Annotated in this window: 15 protein-coding genes; 9 read left to right on the forward strand and 6 right to left on the reverse strand. The window is 49.0% G+C overall.

Annotation, left to right across the window (positions count from 1 at the left end):
- The gene (locus ACZ5ZZ_RS05420) at positions 1-1,383 is read right to left on the reverse strand and encodes a S8 family peptidase (RefSeq protein WP_464117690.1); all 1,383 of its coding nucleotides are present in this window, start codon (positions 1,381-1,383) and stop codon (positions 1-3) included.
- 249 nt (positions 1,384-1,632) lie between these two features.
- Between ACZ5ZZ_RS05420 and ACZ5ZZ_RS05425 the strand changes: the two genes are divergently transcribed.
- From ACZ5ZZ_RS05425 to ACZ5ZZ_RS05435, 3 genes are read left to right on the forward strand one after another with little or no spacing between them, the layout of a single operon-like run.
- Complete coding sequence (locus ACZ5ZZ_RS05425; RefSeq protein ID WP_464141616.1) at positions 1,633-1,932, forward strand: hypothetical protein; 300 nt, start codon at positions 1,633-1,635, stop codon at positions 1,930-1,932.
- 18 nt (positions 1,933-1,950) lie between these two features.
- Positions 1,951-2,361, forward strand: a complete 411-nt coding sequence (locus tag ACZ5ZZ_RS05430) for a hypothetical protein (protein ID WP_464117687.1) — start codon at positions 1,951-1,953, stop codon at positions 2,359-2,361.
- Positions 2,362-2,369: 8 nt separating this feature from the next.
- Positions 2,370-2,915, forward strand: coding sequence for a hypothetical protein (locus tag ACZ5ZZ_RS05435; RefSeq protein ID WP_464117685.1), 546 nt, complete (start codon positions 2,370-2,372; stop codon positions 2,913-2,915).
- A gap of 43 nt (positions 2,916-2,958) precedes the next feature.
- Here the strand turns inward: ACZ5ZZ_RS05435 and ACZ5ZZ_RS05440 are convergent, their stop codons facing one another.
- From ACZ5ZZ_RS05440 to clpS, 4 genes are all read right to left on the reverse strand, one after another.
- Positions 2,959-5,121: a transglycosylase SLT domain-containing protein gene (locus tag ACZ5ZZ_RS05440; RefSeq protein ID WP_464134161.1), complete on the reverse strand. Its 2,163-nt coding sequence runs from the start codon at positions 5,119-5,121 to the stop codon at positions 2,959-2,961.
- 88 nt (positions 5,122-5,209) lie between these two features.
- On the reverse strand, positions 5,210-6,106 hold the full coding sequence (gene htpX / locus ACZ5ZZ_RS05445; protein ID WP_464117681.1) for a protease HtpX: 897 nt from the start codon (positions 6,104-6,106) through the stop codon (positions 5,210-5,212).
- A gap of 61 nt (positions 6,107-6,167) precedes the next feature.
- A complete protein-coding gene (gene clpA, locus ACZ5ZZ_RS05450; RefSeq protein ID WP_464141618.1) occupies positions 6,168-8,498 on the reverse strand; it encodes an ATP-dependent Clp protease ATP-binding subunit ClpA in 2,331 nt (776 codons plus the stop codon).
- Positions 8,495-8,839 carry an ATP-dependent Clp protease adapter ClpS gene (clpS, locus tag ACZ5ZZ_RS05455; RefSeq protein WP_262553862.1) on the reverse strand — a complete coding sequence of 115 codons (345 nt, stop codon included), beginning with the start codon at positions 8,837-8,839 and terminating at the stop codon, positions 8,495-8,497. Before clpS ends, clpA begins: the two co-directional genes overlap by 4 nt.
- A gap of 234 nt (positions 8,840-9,073) precedes the next feature.
- On the opposite strand from clpS, the gene ACZ5ZZ_RS05460 reads away from it, so the two are divergent.
- The 6 genes from ACZ5ZZ_RS05460 (at position 9,074) to ACZ5ZZ_RS05485 (ending at position 15,951) form a co-directional block, all read left to right on the forward strand.
- Positions 9,074-9,670 carry a type IV pilin protein gene (locus ACZ5ZZ_RS05460; protein WP_464141619.1) on the forward strand — a complete coding sequence of 199 codons (597 nt, stop codon included), beginning with the start codon at positions 9,074-9,076 and terminating at the stop codon, positions 9,668-9,670.
- A gap of 58 nt (positions 9,671-9,728) precedes the next feature.
- Complete coding sequence (locus ACZ5ZZ_RS05465; RefSeq protein ID WP_464141621.1) at positions 9,729-10,340, forward strand: hypothetical protein; 612 nt, start codon at positions 9,729-9,731, stop codon at positions 10,338-10,340.
- A 99-nt stretch (positions 10,341-10,439) separates the two neighbouring features.
- Entirely contained in the window at positions 10,440-11,777 is a 1,338-nt protein-coding gene (locus tag ACZ5ZZ_RS05470) for an MFS transporter (RefSeq protein ID WP_464117673.1), read from the forward strand.
- Positions 11,778-11,927: 150 nt separating this feature from the next.
- Positions 11,928-13,049: a molecular chaperone DnaJ gene (gene dnaJ / locus ACZ5ZZ_RS05475; RefSeq protein ID WP_464134169.1), complete on the forward strand. Its 1,122-nt coding sequence runs from the start codon at positions 11,928-11,930 to the stop codon at positions 13,047-13,049.
- Positions 13,050-13,342: 293 nt separating this feature from the next.
- A complete protein-coding gene (dnaK, locus tag ACZ5ZZ_RS05480) occupies positions 13,343-15,253 on the forward strand; it encodes a molecular chaperone DnaK (RefSeq protein WP_464134171.1) in 1,911 nt (636 codons plus the stop codon).
- Between the two features lie 92 nt (positions 15,254-15,345).
- Positions 15,346-15,951, forward strand: coding sequence for a Crp/Fnr family transcriptional regulator (locus tag ACZ5ZZ_RS05485; protein ID WP_464134173.1), 606 nt, complete (start codon positions 15,346-15,348; stop codon positions 15,949-15,951).
- Here the strand turns inward: ACZ5ZZ_RS05485 and ACZ5ZZ_RS05490 are convergent.
- Complete coding sequence (locus tag ACZ5ZZ_RS05490) at positions 15,929-16,285, reverse strand: rhodanese-like domain-containing protein (protein ID WP_464134175.1); 357 nt, start codon at positions 16,283-16,285, stop codon at positions 15,929-15,931. The genes ACZ5ZZ_RS05485 and ACZ5ZZ_RS05490 overlap by 23 nt on opposite strands.
- Between the last annotated feature and the right edge of the window lie 4 nt (positions 16,286-16,289).

Here is a 16,289-nt window from a genome sequence, read left to right on the forward strand (position 1 = left end):
CTAGAAACCTTCGTTTTCCTGTTTTGTACCGAGCTTGCTTGGACGAGCTTTTGAGCCCATGGCATCAATCAAGGACTTGCCGAACATGCTCATCTCGGTGGCGGTGGCATCTAGGCCTTCTTCCGCTGCACGGGATCTTCTGTCGTTCGGATCACCGCTGAAGCTTTTCATGTTTTGAGTGTTTACGGCAATCACCCCGGAAGCTCCCACGCCCTGATCCAGAATCGTTAAAGCTTTATAAAGGTTCAACTGACGGGAGGTTCTGGTTTTGGAAGCCAACTGCGACTGGGCATCCCCTGTGGCAAGAATGTACTTCTTAACATCTTCGGCCTGGAAAGACTGCTTATGAGCCATCACCAAAGCGGCGGCTCCAGTGACAAAGGCTGTGGCTTGCGATGTGCCGGTCATATAACCATAAGAGTTCCCCGGAAGGCAGGACAGGATGTTTTGTCCTGGGGCTGCGATATCCACGGTTTCAACACCATAGTTGGATGACGCCAGCACTTGGGTAGAAGGGTCAATGGCCGTCACAGAGATAATATTCTTAAGTTTGTAGTCAGCCGGGTAGTAGTGATGCTGATCCGAGTTGGATCTTTCATTACCAGCCGCTGCGACAAACAGAATGCCTTTCTTCTCGGCCTCGGCAATGGCGTCATGTTCTTCCTGCGAGAACTCTGTGCCCCCACCGGAGTAGTTGATGATGTTCGCACCCATCTTCACGGCATAGCGAATGGAAGCCACCGTGTTTTTGAGGTTGTCTGTTCCTGGAACTTTAGGATCGTAGTACTTCAAAATCATCAGGCTGACTTCCGGGGCAATCCCGGTGATACCTTTGCCGTTTCCAGCTTCTGCACCGATGATGCCCGCGATATGGGTTCCGTGTCCGTGATTGTCATCAAGCTTCGGATTGTTGGAAACAAAGTTCCAGCCATAGACGTCGTCAACAAAACCATTGCCGTCGTCATCAATGCCGTTGGTGGCTTTGTCTCGTCCCTTGGAGTCCAAACCGGTTTCTCCGGGATTGCGCCAAAGGTTTCCGGCCAAGTCTTCGTGTTTGATGTCAATGCCGGTATCGATCACTGCGATGACGATGTCACGGCTGCCTTTGGTGACAGACCAGGCGCGGGCTGCATCAGACTTCTTTAAGCCCCAGGCCTGACTGATGGCCGGGTCGTTGAAAAGGGCACTGGGCTCATCCACAACTTTGTCAGTTTGTGATGTGATGAAGGACTTTTCCAGCGCACGCAGGCTGCTGTCCTTTTTGCTGGAGCTTTGTGTGCGGGAAGGAGAGCTTTCTTGTGTGGAGTAAAGGTAAAGCCCCAAACCGCCAAAGAAAGTCAAACCGACACAACTAGCTGCAATAACCACTTTGCGAGAAAACATGAAGTATTCCCCTTTCTCCACAAGAACTTATCGGCAAATAGTCCGGCAGCATGAGACGAAAAGAGGGACTGTTGATGGGGGATGTCGCAGAATGGGACGGTCAGAAGCCGGATCTTGATTCTCGGATTTCGGACCAGGTTATAGGGCGCTAAAGCTATTTACACCCATGAGATCGAATATATTCGATCTGACGCTGGTATCGCATTCGCAATACGTCTCAGCATCCGAATTACGGAAAAGGAGAAAGAAATGGAAAAGCAAAAAATTAATAAGTTATTGGCTATGGCGATTGTACTGGCGACGGCTCCCTTTGCTCACGCGGCTTCGTTGAGTGCTTCTGAGATTAGCTCAGTGAGAGGGGTGTTGCGGGCATTGAATGTCGATGAATCTCAGCTATCCAATCAAGATATTGAGGCCTTGAGGAATCAAGGAAATGAGATTTGTTCTTACGAGAAATCAAAAGCAGAGTTTCAGGAAAAAGCTTTGGATGGCTCCATCTATCGCACCTGTGGTGCTGGTTCGCATGGTGGTGATGGCGATCCTGTGTAACGTTTAAGTGGGGGATTTATGAAAAATATCATTGCAAGAATTGTGAACTTAAAAGAATTTTCAAACTCCAAATCGACAGTGCTGCTTGAAATGGTCTATGACGATCTTGTGACTTTGCTACGTTTTATTCATAAGTCCCAAAAGGAAGGCTTTCTGCAAGGGCCCTTTCTTTTTACGAATCAAATCGAATATCTGGATCAGATGTGGCACCACTTTATTCTGCATACTAAAGCTTACTGTGATTTTTGTATTTCTGAGTTTGGTGAATATCTGCATCATGATGTGGGAATTCCCTTGGAAGATACAAAGAAGGAAGAGGCAGGCAACGACGGTGAAGTTATAATTTCTCAAATGAAGTTGCTTGAAGATCGGCTTGGTGTGGATTTTGTTAGACGAATTTTTTTTATTTATCCTGAACTTCTAAAATAGGACGACGTATGTTTTCCAAAGATATTGGCGATGGTTTTTACGTAAGAGAGGTCTCTGCATCGGAGTTGCGCACCTGTTTGGCGGAAAATTTCGATTCGGTTTTCTTCAACAGATTAGAAGCAGAAGCGGCGGGGGCAGGCGACGGTCCGAGTCAGGGGAAGTTATCTGATCGCCGCAAAACGGAACAAAGATTTATTCTACGCATGGGGGTTTTCTCTCGGGATCGAATGATAGGTTGGCACTTTGGACATGCCACGGATGCAGAAACCTACTATATGCAAAATTCGGCAGTTTTGGCGGAGTTCCGAGGAAAGGGGCTTTACGGAAAACTTCTGAGTTGTGTTCTGGAGAAAGTGCGCCATGAAGAATTTCAAGTGGTCACAAGTCTGCACCACCCCAATAATCCCGGAGTCTTGATCCCGAAATTAAAGGAGGGTTTCGTGATAACGGGGATGCATTTTCACGAACGCTTTCGCTCTTTAGTAGAGCTTAGATATATTTTTGATTTAGAACGTCGTAAACGATTTCACCGCAGTTTAGGGTTGGATCTTTGAAATAAACAAAGCCACCTTGGGAAGGTGGCTTTTTGCTTTGGGGCTAGCGTTGTAACTTGAGCAGTTCTTCCGGGAAGCGGGAACCTTTGCCTTGATGAAGCAGTCGTTGATAGAAGACGTAGTTTCGCATCGTCAGCTTGATGTAAGCCCGGGTTTCTTCATACGGAACTTCCTCGATAAACTCGACAGAGTCATCCCGGAAGCGGGTCTTGAGCCAACCGCGGATGGCACTGTCATTGGCGTTGTAACCGGACACAGCCAAAATATATTGGTTGTTATACTTGCGCATCAGGTTCTTCAGCTCAAAGGCCCCCAGCGGGACATTGATTTCGGGCTTAAACAAGTCACTGGCTTCGCTATAGGGTAGATTGTTCTGTTTTGCCAGTTGTTTGGCGACACTTGGCAGAAGTTGCATCAAACCGAAGGCATCCACGGGGCTGCGGGCTTCGGGATTAAATGCGGATTCCTGGCGGATGATAGAGAAAATAAACTCTTGTGGGATTCCGCTTTTCTTGGAAGCTTCTGCGATGATATCGCCGTAAGCCTGTGGGAACAAAAGATCGGGATGATCATTTAGCAAGCGGTCTTTGACCTCTGGTTGTAAAGCACCAATGGCAGAGAATAGCGGCAAGTATAGGCCCGCACGTGCGTATCCAGAAGATACCGCCAGCCAGGTCTTCTCCGCTGTGACATTGCGTTTTTTCAGGTCATCAACGGCGATGTTCAAGATTTTTTCTGCAAAAGGTTTTTCATTAACGGCTATCAGCCACTCAGTCGTCAAACGGGTGGAAACGGATAGCTCCTCCACAGAAAATAAACTTAAGCCCTGCAGCTCGTTGACATCAACGGACAGGGGAGGGAACTCCCAGCCCAGGTCACGATAGGCCATGACCCCATAGTATCCCAGCGGATCTTCTTTGCTCAGAGTTTGCAGTTCGGCTTGGGCTTCAGGCTCAAGATTTAGTTTCTTAAGTGTTCTAGCCAGCCAGAAACGTGCACGGGATTTATCGGAAGGGTCTTTAACCAGCTCTTTCATCTGCTCAAGGCTGGTGCGGGCTTCCGCCCATTTGCCAAGTTTGAAATAGTTCCAGGACTTCAACCACGAGATCTTATCGCGCAGGCCCGAAAAGCTGACAGGCTGTTGATAGCTGGCTTCAAAGTATTCCAGGGCTTTCTTGAAGTTGCCTTTTTCTTCGTCTATGCGGCCCAGGATAAAGAACACTTCATCCATCGGATAAACACCACGCAAGCGGCGATGGGTTTCGTTTAACACCTGCACCGCACGGGAAGTTTGATCTTCCGTCCACAAGGTTTTCGCAAACAGAACCTGCGAATCATGGAAACGCGCGATTGTGCGGCGGTCCTTTTTATTTTTTTGTAGCTGATTTTTGGCCCAGTTCACCACATCGGCCGTGGCGTTGATATAATCGTTGCGGCGTTGGGCGACCTTATAAGTCTGGCGGATGTTTTTCAAAGCCTGGAATTGTTCGTCGGCCGTAGCCTCTTTGGCATCCAGGATTTGTCTGTAAGTTTTAAGAGCTTTGTCGAACTCCCGATGGAAGCGATAGTCCGAAGCGACAGCGCTGAGCTCTTTATAGGCGGGCGCAGGATTCAGGCGCGGAGAATTTTTATAAAGCTGGGCCTGGATGCTGGCGGCGTCTTCTTTAAGTTCCAGTTTTTGTGCCAGCAAAAGGGCCTTAAGATAGTATTCTTCCTTGTTCTTTTTATTGCTTTCGCTACGAGCTTTTTCAACATAGGCCGTCAGGTCATCCTGAAGTTCTGGTGTCTGCAATGCTTTTTTAAGATTGATGTCGATGGAAAGATCGCGATACCAAGGGGCGACACTTTCCGGCAGATTGGCCAGCAATTTGTCTGCAGGGCAGGTTTCATAAGCTCTGAGCAATGCCAGATCGTGCAGTGGGAATTCCATGACAGCAGATAGCTGACTGAAGCCTTCACATGCCACGGCGGGATTTTTTTCCTTATGAGCCATGGACACCATATAGGTCTTCCACCAAAGGATGTTGTTTTCTTTGGCGCCCACTTCAAGTTTTTCAAGATCTGAAACAGGAGCAGATCTCCACTTCGCCATAAAGCTTGGCAGGGGAGGTGTCAGTCGCTTGTCGATGCGCGTGTCAAAACGCGAGGTGGTCGCGCAACCCAAAAGAACAGAGAAAAATGAGAGGGCAAGAACTATACGAGGCATAACCCAGTTAGGTTATGCCCATTTCAGTGAAGAAACAACCCCGAGAGCGGAAAGCCGTTCTAAAGTTGGCTTTCCGCTGCAAGTGGTCTTAAACGCGGCCGCGTTGCAGGGCTTCGATACGTACTTCCAGAGGCGGGTGAGTCATGAACAATTTGGCGATTCCACCTTTGTCGCGGTTGGAGATCATCAAAGTGGCTGTCGCACCTTCTTCCGGTGGGATTGGCAATTCATACACAGAGCGCAGTTTTTGCAAAGCTGCGATCATGTTTTCGCGGGAAGAATACTTCGCGCCACCAGCATCCGCACGGAATTCACGTTTGCGTGAGTAGTAATTCACCACGATAGAGCCCAGCATCGTGAAGGCAATGTCGCCCAGGATTGTGACAGCGAAGCGAACGATCTCGCGGAATTTTTCATCCACGTTGGAAGCCACAAGGTTTGCCAGGATACGAGAGAAGAACATGGCAAACGCATTCACGATACCTTGGATCAAGGTCATGGTGACCATGTCACCATTGGCGATGTGAGCCACTTCGTGTGCCAAAACGCCTTCAACTTCTTTGTCGTTCATTCTTTGCAACAGACCTGTGGAGACCGCCACCAAAGAGTTGGATTTGGAAGGTCCAGTCGCAAAGGCGTTGATGTCTACGGATTCGTAGATACCAACTTCTGGCATTTTAGGCAGTTGCGCACGGCGAGCCAGTTCGTGAACTTTTGTGACCAACGCTCGAAGTTCAGGATTTGGATTGTTAGAATCAATGACTTTCACGCCATGGAACATCTTCGCCATCCATTTGGACATGAACAGGGAAATGAACGCTCCCCCCATACCCCAAACGGCGCAAAACGCCATCAAGAACGGGATGTAAGAGTTAAGTCCCGCCAAGCCCAGGAAGCGGCTGACGATAGACCAAACGATACCGATCGTGACGATCACCAGAACGTTTGTAAGAATAAAAAGACCAATACGTTTTAAAAATGCCATTTATGCACTCCTTTTAGAGTCACCACTAATAATGATAACTCTAAAAGGAATGTCAATGCCATCACGTTGTGACAGGTTGCTTTTGATTTTTTTGACCCGCCCCATTGTTGGGGGTGGTGCTAAAATGGAACTTGAGCATATCCTTTTCAAGTTCAACATTTACGCGTCCACCATCCACCAATCGGCCGAAAAGAAGTTCGTCAACCAAGGCTTTTTTAAGATGTTCGTCCACACAGCGGGCCAAAGGACGCGCTCCGTAAACCTTGTCGTAGCCTTTTTTCATTAGCCACTTAATTACATCTTGAGAAACGTTCAGTTCCACTTTCTTTTCCAGCAAGGTCATCTTCAGTTCATCCACAAATTTCTGAGTAATGCGGATAACCATGTCTTCGGTGAGGTCGCGGAAGGACACCACGGCATCAAGACGGTTGATGAACTCCGGAGAGAAGGCCTTCTTGATCGCATCCAAAGACAAGGAACTGCGATTTTCGTCGACCATTCCGATGGTGCCGCGCGAAGTTTCCAGGGCACCCGCGTTGGAGGTCATGACCAGAACCACATTCTTAAAATCAGCCACGCGTCCGTTGCTGTCGGTCAGTCTTCCGGCATCCATCACCTGTAACAGAATATTTGTGATGTCGGGGTGAGCTTTTTCGATCTCATCCAGCAGAAGAACACAGTACGGATTTTTGGTGACCGCTTCTGTCAGCAAACCACCTTCTTCGTAACCGACATAACCCGGAGGAGCCCCCACCATGCGGGCCACGGCGTGTTTCTCCATGTACTCACTCATATCAAAGCGTTCGAAATGAACGCCCATGATGCTGGCAAGCTGGCGGCAGACTTCGGTTTTACCGACACCTGTGGGGCCGGTGAAAAGGAAGCTTCCGATGGGTTTGTTCGGGCGACCCAGGCCGCTTCGGGCATACTTAATGTTGGCCACCAGTCGGTCAATGGCTTCGTCTTGTCCAAAGATCAGCGCTTTGAGTTTCTTATCCAGATCACGCAATTGTGTTTTTTCACTTGAAGAAATATTGGCCACAGGAAGCCCCGTCATTTTTGCAATGACCTCTTCGATCTCGGGCGTGTCGATCTTGACGTCTTCCGCATTTTCATATTTCAGACGGAAGTAAGCTCCGGCTTCGTCCAAAACGTCAATGGCCTTGTCGGGAAGAAGTTTGCCGTGAATATGCTTTTGCGAAAGTTCAACGGCGGCTTGCAGCGCTTCATCCGAGAACTGCACCTGGTGGAATTCTTCGTAGGACTTGCGCAATCCTTTGAGAATTTTGACGCAGTCTTCTTTGCTGGGCTCATGGATGTCGATCTTTTGAAAGCGACGATTCAAGGCGCGATCTTTTTCAAAGTACTGGCGATATTCGCTGTGGGTGGTTGAACCGATGCAGCTGATATCACCGTTTGCCAAGGCTGGTTTTAGCAAGTTAGAGGCATCCATCGACCCGCCGCTGGTGGCGCCAGCGCCGACGATCGTGTGGATTTCGTCAATGAACAAGATGGCATTGGGATGCTTTTCGATCTCTTTGACGACGGCTTTTAAACGACCTTCAAAGTCACCGCGGAATTTTGTTCCGGCCAGCAATCCCCCCAGATCCAATGAGTAAATCACCGCATTTTTCAGCTTTTCTGGAACCTGATTGTTGACGATTTTTTGTGCAAGTCCTTCCGCGATGGCGGTTTTACCCACGCCGGGTTCACCAATCAGCAGGGGATTGTTTTTTGTGCGACGGCAAAGCACCTGGATAGTTCTTTCAATCACATCTTCGCGTCCAATCAAAGGATCTAACTTTCCTTGTTTGGCGCGTTCATTCAGATTGATGCAGAAGCTTTCCAAGGGGGATCCTCGAACTTCCTCGCTGCCATCGCCCTGATAATCTGCGGGGCGGGGAGTGGAGGCTGGAGGGATGTCGTGATCTCGTCCGTCCTTTGTGATCCCATGGGAAATAAAATTGATGATATCAAATTGAGTAAGACCCTGTCGGGCCAGCGCGAAAGCCGCGTGAGAGTCTTGTTCATAGAACAAAGATACCAGCAGACTGCCTTCGCTGATTTGATTGCGACCGGCGCTTTTCATTTGAATGGCCGCACGTTGAATCAGGCGATGGCAGGCCAGTGTGAATTCAGGTGTCCAGGATTCAAAACCACCATAGGAACCAAGTTGTTCATCGGTGATCTGAGGAATGCCGGTTTTCAAATGATCGCGTAAATCCTGTTTTAGTTTTTGCACATTGACGGCGCAGGCCTCAAGAATTTCGACCATGACTGGAGACTCGGTGAGGATCAAAAGGATGTGCTCCAGAGTGACAAACTCATGACGATTGCGCTTGGCGAGTTCAGTGGCTTCGGCGAGCTTGCGCTCAAGTTCACGGCTCATCATGCTTCCTCCTCCAGTGTGCTTTTCAGGGGGTATTGATTGAGTTGCGCGAACTGATTGACCTGCATCACTTTCATTTCGGCAATTTCAAGGCTGAAAACCCCGGCAATTCCTGCACCCTTCTTATGAACATCTAACATTATTTCAGTGGCTTGCTCTTCTGTTTTTGCGAAAAAACGACGCAATACAAGGACGACGAAATCCATCGGTGTGTAGTCGTCGTTCAGAAGAATCACCTTGTACATCTTCGGAGTGTCCAGTTTCGGGACGAGCTGGACGCCTGCTTCCCCCTCTGTCGAGGAAAAAGGATAGTTGCTGTTGTTGTCTTTTTTATTGTTACCCATGAGTTTTATTCTACCTTATGACTCAATTTGAGCACTCTTTCAGCATTGGCAAGTCTAGCGGGGCCATAAAAGCTGGTTATAGGTCCTGCTCAGAGGGAAAATCATCGGTCCCTTACGAAATAAACATGAAACAAATTATGCAGTCATATTCGATACAGGACCTTGCAATACAAGATCACATTTGACACACTTATGTGGGTAAACAGTTTAAAAAAGAACCATGGAGGTCTTTAAATGTTTTCATCTAAGAGAAAATCTCAAAGCGGTTTCTCGCTTGTTGAGTTGATGGTCGTTGTGGCGATCATTGGTATCTTGGCGTCCATCGCCATCCCTTCAATTAACAAATATATGGCGAAAGCCCGTCAGTCTGAGGCGAAGACGAACTTATCTTCTTTGTATACGGCTGAGAAAGCGTTCTTTACGGAGTATAATACTTATGACAGCCGTTTTGCTGCTGTTGGATTTACACCAGAAGGTGCTCTTCGTTATAACGTAGGTTTCTCTGCGGCAGGCACAATCGCAGGGGTTGGAGATGGCTATCAAACGGCTCCGTCTGTAGCATCTTTCGATGCTCGTGGGTACTGTGGAACAACAGCGGGAACTTATACTCGTGGATGTACACTGTTAAATGGGGCTGCTGCCGGTGCGGGTGTGCCTCAAGCTATCCAGAACAGCTATTGTCCGGCGTCAGCATCCGGTGCTCCAGCCAACTGTGTTACAGCTAAAGCGACATTCCAAGCTGGTGCTGGTGGTATTATTCAAACTACCTATGATGCATGGGCGATTGATCATTCAAAAGCTCTTCGTAATACAATCAATGGTATCAACTAGATCTTTTTTTTCAGTTTTTTTATCTAAAACCCCAAGTTACATTCTTGGGGTTTTGTCTTTGTTGGCTATAGCATTTACAAGCAAAAGCTATCTTGATGTTAGTGCCACTCCTCGCCAGTTAATCCCTCCTCCGCCAATGATTGATCGAATGGACTTCGGATATAGTGAAGCCATTGCTGATATTATGTGGATCCGGACGTTGCAAGATTTCGACTACTGCGATCAGGAGATCGCGGAAAGAGTTTGTAAAAACAACTCTTGGCTCTTTAAGATGCTGGATGCTATTACGGATCTATCCCCTAAATTTAGAATGCCCTATGCCGCGGGCGCTCTGGCTTTGACCATCATTATTACGGATATAGATGGTGCTACTGCGATATTTGATAAAGGGGTGAGGGCTTTTCCTAACGACTGGCCGATTTCGTATCGGGCTGCCTATCACTACATGTATGAAGTAAAGGACAACAAACGAGCTGCCGAACTGCTTATTCAAGCGGGAAAAAATGGCGCTCCTCCTTGGGTATTCACACTCGCCGGTCGATTGTATTCCGATGCTGGAAATTTAGAACTTGCAGAGTCCGTACTTCAGGACATGATCCAGACCAAGCAGGATCCTGTGCTTATCAAGCGCCTTCAGGATAAAATCCAAAGTTTGAAGAAAAATCAGTAAAACATCGTGGCAAAAGCATGATTCCCGTCATATGTCTTTGCCCGTAGTTCTGGCATTGTCCTTTGGGTTAACCCCGTTCCTATTACCAAAGGATTTTCAATGCAGCACCCGTACCCCAAAGGCTTTCGTAAAAGAAGAACGCTGAATTGGTTAACTTTGGGATTGATGTACAGTGCTTATTATATTGCCCGCTACAATTTCAGGGCAGCGACCCCTTTTTTGGTGGAAGAGTTCCAGTTCACGAAGTCCGACATCTCTGCCTTGTGGGCCGCCTTTAGTTTCGCCTACGGGACGGGGCAGCTCATTAACGGTTTGTTCACCGATCGCATCGGTGGGAAGAACGCCATGCTGATTGGGGGCGTTGGTACCGTTATCGTCAACTTGATTTGCGGCTTCAGTCCGATCATTTCCTCATTTTCAACATTCAGTAGCATCCTGTTGTTAAATGGTTACTTTCAGTCCTGGGGTGCCCCCGGAATGATTAAAATCAACGCCGCCTGGTTCAAACGCTCTGAGCGTGGAGTCTTCGCCGGTGTGTTTGGTTTTATGGTGCAGCTGGGGCAGGTTGTGTCGGCCCATTTGTCGCCCTTTTTGTTGGCAGGGTTTGCCATTGGGGCTTTCATCGTTGCTGAACATCAGTGGCAGTGGTTGTTCCGCGTCCCACCTCTTGTCGTGGGGGTCATGATGATCCTCACAGCCCTTTTGGTAAAGGAATCGCCGGAACTTGCGGGTTACGCCCCCGAAGTCATCGTCGATGAAGTGGATGACACCAACGGGGTCCGCGTTCCTCTGAAAGAAAGCTTCATGACCATCTTCAATCATCCCTTGATCTGGTTTTATGCCATGGCCTATGCCTGTACGGGGGCCGCGCGCCACAGTATGGATCAGTTGGCGACCTTGTTCTTTGTGGAAAAACTGTCTGTGGATGCAAAAGGCGACGGCACCTTAAAGTGGATCTTCACGTTGATGCCTTTTGTGGGGGTTCTGGGGTCGTTCGGCGCAGGCTGGATTTCAGATAAAATGTTTTCCGGGCATCGTGGGCCGGTGGCCTCAAAGTTGTACTTCTCGGCAGCAGGGGTGATGGTTGTGGGGGCTTTCCTGATGCACTGGTTCTCCGGATCACTTGTGCTCAGTGGCTTTATTCTGCTCATGATCGCACTTCCGGTGAATGCCACTCACTCGATCATCGGTTCAGCGGCCCCAATGGATATTGGTGGTAAGAAAATGGCGGGCTTTGCCGCGGGTGTGATTGACTCCTTCCAGTACTATGGAGCCGCGATCGCTATGCCCTTTGTCGGCAGTATGATCGACTGGTATGGCTGGGACGCCTGGTTGCCGTCGATGGCGATTTTCTGTGCGTTTGGCGGGTTGGCGATGGTTAAACTTTCCGCAGTTAAAGCTAAACTTAGAAAGCTGGGCCTGAAAACGACGGGCTAAGATTGGACGACGCCCCGCGCGCCGGAAGAAAACCACTGTGGCCGTATTGCATAAGGAATTTACGAGGAGACCTTGACGGCAGCGGTTTTGGCACCCTATTTTGTCATATTCGACACAAAAAATAGCGCACAACGTTAGGTTCCATACACTATGGCTGGCAAAAGAGATTACTACGAAATTCTGGGCGTCGAAAAAGGCGCCGATCAGGACACCATCAAAAAAGCTTATCGCAAGCTGGCGATGCAGTTCCATCCGGATAAAAATCCCGGCAACAAAGAGGCCGAAGAAAAATTCAAGGAAGCTGCCGGAGCTTACGAAGTTTTGAGCGACACTCAAAAACGTGCGCAGTACGACCGCTTCGGCCACGATGCGTTCACGCGCGGTGGCGGCGGCGGTGCCGGAGGCTTCACGGATGTCGAAGATATCTTCTCTCACTTCGGCGATATCTTTGGCGACTTCTTCGGTGGCGGCATGGGCGGTCAGCAAAGACAGCGTCGCAATCGCAATGAGCCTCGTCGTGGATCGGATCTGCGTTATGTGGCAGAGATCACACTCAAAGACGTCATCACGGGTCTTGAAAAAGAAATCGAATTCGACACAGATAAGAACTGTGAAGAGTGTAAAGGGACAGGAGCTGAAAAAGGCTCTCAAGTCAGCACTTGCGGCACCTGCGGTGGCTCTGGCCAGGTGGTGCGTCAGCAGGGCTTCTTCGCCATGGCGTCCACGTGCCCGACCTGCCATGGGCAGGGGACTGTGATCAAAAATCCGTGCAAACCTTGTAAAGGCAAAGGCCGTGTGGCTGAACACCGTAAAATCCGCCTGAACATCCCGGCAGGGGTGGACACCGGCACGCGTCTGCGTGTGGCGACCGAAGGTGAAGGCGGGTACATGGGGGGTCCTCCAGGGGATCTGTATGTTGAAATTCGCGTGAAACCACACAATCACTTTGAGCGCCGCGGGGATGACCTGGTGGCAGAGCTTTCCGTGCCTTATGTGCAAATGCTCCTCGGGGCCGAGATCGAAGTTCCGACAGTCACGGGTAAAGCCAAGCTCGAGGTGCCAAAGGGCACTCACAATGGCGACAATGTGAAGCTGGTGGGTGAGGGTTTGCCTTCTTTACGCGGCAATCGCCGTGGGGATATCTACTTCCATGTGGAAGTGCAGTTCCCAGAGAAATTACATAAAGACGAAGAGAAACTTTTGCGAGAAATTGCAAAGGCAAGAGGTCTGAATGTGACCTCTGAAGGTGGCTTCTTCAGCAAGAAGAAATAAGGTCCCGCAAAAATTGCGGCCCCGGCGCAGAAGGGTTACGCCAGGGCCTAGAGGGGCTTTGTTTTTGTTTTGTTTTAAGAGAGGAGCGAGGTCACATCATGCCCAGAAGCAACTCTTTTAGCGAGTTAAAACCCTGTAAGATATTGAAATTATTCATTAAATAATTGTCATAAAAAAGTGAGCCCCTCGCCTTGACGAATTCAAAGCCGGACCCACATTAGAAATGACTGAATTGGATAGTATTTTTAGCTGGTTGGGCAAGTCCTCAAGCAGCTGTTTTAAGGAGATAAGGTATGGGTAAAATTATTGGTATCGACTTAGGAACGACGAACTCATGCGTCGCGATCATGGAGGGCGGTGAGCCCAAAGTTCTCGTGAATGAAGAGGGCGCTCGTACCACTCCTTCCGTCGTCGCATACACCAAAGATGGTGACCGTTTGGTGGGTCAAATCGCTAAACGTCAGGCTGTGACGAATCCAGAGAACACGATCTATTCTGCGAAACGTTTCATCGGCCGCAGATTTGAAGAGGTTCAGGAAGAAATCAAACTTGTTCCTTACACTGTGGTTGCTAAAGGCAACGACTGCGCGTTCAAGGTTCAGGGTAAAAATGTTTCTCCGGAAGAAATTGGTGCGGCAGTTTTGGCTAAACTTAAAAAAGTCGCTGAAGACTATTTGGGTGAGCCGGTAACAGAAGCGGTTGTAACCGTTCCTGCTTATTTCAACGATGCGCAAAGACAGGCGACAAAAGATGCCGGTCGTATCGCAGGTCTGGAAATCAAACGTATCATCAATGAGCCGACAGCGGCGGCATTGGCGTACGGTTTGGATAAGAAAAAAGACGAAAAAATCGTTATCTACGACTTCGGTGGTGGTACGTTCGACGTGTCCATCCTTGAGGTTGGGGACGGTGTTGTTGAAGTTCGCGCAACCAACGGTGACACTCACCTGGGTGGTGACAACTTCGATACAGTGATCCTGGAATGGTTGATCTCTGAGTTCAAAAAAGACCAGGGCATCGATCTTAAAAATGACAAAATGGCCTTGCAACGTCTGAAAGAAGCTGCCGAGAAAGCGAAGATCGAACTTTCTTCCGCTCAGGAAACAGAGATCAATCTTCCGTTCATCACAGCTGATCAGTCTGGTCCTAAACACTTGCAGACAAAACTGTCTCGCGCGAAGTTTGATCAGATGACAGAAGACCTTGTAAGACGCTCCATGGAGCCTTGTAAGAAGGCTTTGGCAGACTCTGGTCTGAAGGCTTCTGAAATCGACGAAGTTGTCTTGGTCGGTGGTTCCACTCGTATTCCGGCGATCCAGAAAGCGGTTAAAGAATTCTTCGGTAAAGAGCCGAACCGTTCTGTGAATCCGGATGAGGTTGTGGCCGTAGGTGCTGCGGTTCAAGGGGGCGTTCTTGCCGGTGACGTGAAAGACGTTCTTCTGTTGGACGTGACTCCACTAAGCCTTGGTATCGAGACTTTGGGTGGCGTGATGACGACTCTGATCGAAAGAAACACGGCGATTCCTTCCAAGAAATCCCAGGTGTTCTCGACAGCAGCCGACAATCAACCAGCAGTTGATATCCACGTTCTTCAAGGTGAGCGTAAGATGGCTAGCGACAACAAAACTTTGGGTCGCTTCGAGTTGGTAGGTATTCCACCAGCTCCACGTGGTGTGCCTCAGGTTGAGGTGACCTTCGATATCGACGCCAACGGTATCTTGCACGTCTCTGCGAAAGACATGTCTTCTGGCAAGTCCCAGCAGATCAAGATCACGGCTCAGTCCGGTTTGTCTGAGGACGAGATCAAACGTGCGGTCGCGGACGCTGAAGGCCATGCGGAAGAAGATAAACGTAAAGCAGAAGCGGCAACGCAAAGAAACAATCTGGACAACTTGGTTTACCAGACTGAAAAATTGATCAAAGATTCCGGCTCTCAGTTGCCTGAAGCTGAGGTCAAATCTGCGAATGAAGCTCTGGCTGATGCCAAGAAGATCCTTGAAAACAAAGCCGCTTCTGGTGATGAGTTGAAAGGGGCCTTCGAAAGACTTCAGAACCTGACACACAAACTGACTTCTGATCTGTATAAGAAGCAGGGCGCGCAACCAGGTGCTGAAGGACAGCAGGCTGATCAAGCCGAAGGGGACTCTTCTGCGAACAAAGGCGGCGACGATGTGATCGACGCTGACTACAAAGACGTCAACTAAGACTTAGATAGTCAAAAACGAAGAAGGCCGGGTCAGAAACCCGGCCTTTTTTGTTTGTTTTTGGGGTCGGGGCCCGTGTTATGCTGTCAGGCATGGAATTCAAAGATCTTTTTGCTCAGGCTGCCTGGAAGACCTATCACCGCGGGGATGTGATCTACCGCTCCGGGGAGACCCCTCAGAATCTTTACTTTGTCGAATCTGGACTGGTGGGTTTGGGTTTGTGGGGTGAATCCGGCAAGGATCATCTGGTCCGTCTGTTCCGGGCAGGACAGATTTTTGGCCATCGCAGCCTTTTTGCCAATGAACCGTATCACGCCACAGCCACCGTTATTGATGAGTCTAAAATTCGTTTTATGAGCAAAAGTGAAATGCGCACTTTGATGAAGGGGAACTGTGATCTGGCGGAAAAGCTGCTGGAAACCTTGTCCAAGGAGCTGCGTCAGGCTGAAGCCAAGCAGTTGGTTCTTAGTGAAAAAGACGCCCCGGCTCGCATTGCCGAGGCTTTGGTGTACTTGAAAGAGCTGCATCCAGATTATTCATGGACTCGTCAGGAAATCGCCGATTTCTGTGGGACAACGACCCCGACGGTGATTCGCACCCTGGCACGTTTTGCTGATGAAGGCTTGATCGAACAAAAAGGGCGCGAGATTGTTCTGCTGAAAAAGGATGACCTGCTTAACGAGGCCATCCCGAAGTAAGTGCACGACGTGCCTGTTCCAAACTGCCCAGGTTCTCCACCTGGGTGAAGCCCATCTGCTTCATCACTTTCAAAGCCTGGCCAGAGCGGTTTCCACTGCGACAGTACAGGCCATAAAGTTTGTTCTTATCAAGCTTTGCAATCTGCGTTTTAAAATCCGCGTTCAGAAAATCAATATTTAAAGACTTATCGACATGTCCCTGGTTGTATTCCTGAGGTGTGCGGACATCAATGATGACAACATTGCTTCGATCCACTGTCGTTGTTGGGGAAGCCGAAGCGGCTCCCGTATTCGTGCCGATAATCAAACTGAGCAGGCCCAAAAAAGATTTCATATGG

Source organism: Bdellovibrio sp. HM001 (genome assembly GCF_055397275.1).